This window comes from Streptomyces sp. AC627_RSS907, from assembly GCF_019049165.1.
In genome coordinates, this window is sequence record NZ_JAGMUE010001115.1 from 1 (window position 1) to 701 (window position 701).

1 protein-coding gene and 1 pseudogene are annotated in these 701 nt (G+C 75.5%); one reads left to right on the forward strand and one right to left on the reverse strand.

Features of this window, described 5'->3' with window-relative positions; translation table 11 throughout:
* Positions 1-146 (forward strand): annotated as a pseudogene (locus KUM32_RS44520) (helicase); the annotation flags it as partial.
* 42 nt (positions 147-188) lie between these two features.
* Here KUM32_RS44520 and KUM32_RS40580 read toward each other — a convergent pair.
* A partial coding sequence (locus KUM32_RS40580) for an SDR family NAD(P)-dependent oxidoreductase (protein WP_217146695.1) occupies positions 189-701 on the reverse strand: 513 nt, incomplete at its 5' end.

Consider the following 701-nt stretch of genomic DNA (forward strand, 5'->3'; position numbering starts at 1 on the left):
GGGCCGGGGTGCCCGAACTGCTGGACGACCATCCGTCGACGGAACCGGTGCGGCTCGGCGTGAGTATGAAGTTTCCGGACGGGTGGGAGGCCAACCACGCCGTCCTGGCCCACCTCAACGAGCACCGGGTGCGCTGGCGCCCCTGAGCCCGAGCCGTCCGCCCGGGCCCGGGCGCCCGCCGGGGTCGCTCACCCGGCGTGGTGGCGGGCGCCCGGCGGGGCGGCCAGGACGGCGACCCCCGTCCGGCCGCCGTCCACGTCGAGGACGGTTCCGTGCACGAACTCGGCCTCGTCGCCGGCCAGGTAGAGCGCGGCGGCGGCGATGGCGTCGGGATGGCCGGCGCGGCCGGCCGGGGTGCCGGTCATCAGGTCCTCGCCGGGGTACGCCGCGTCCGGCGCGAGGTCCGGGGGCCGGATCACGCCCGGCGAGACCGCGTTGACCCGGATGCCGAGCGGGCCGAACTCGGCGGCCCAGGCCCGCGTCAGCGTCTCCACCGCGCCCTTGGTCGAGCTGTACAGACCGCCCACCGGCAGCCCGAGGCGGGCCACCCAGCTCCCGAGGTTGACGATCACCCCGCCGCCGTTGTCGATCATCTCCGGCACCACGGCCTGGGTGAGGAAGAAGGGCGCCTTGACGTTGACCCCGTACACCCGGTCGAAGATCGCGTCGTCCGTCTCCAGGGTCGTGGCGGGCGGGAAGAC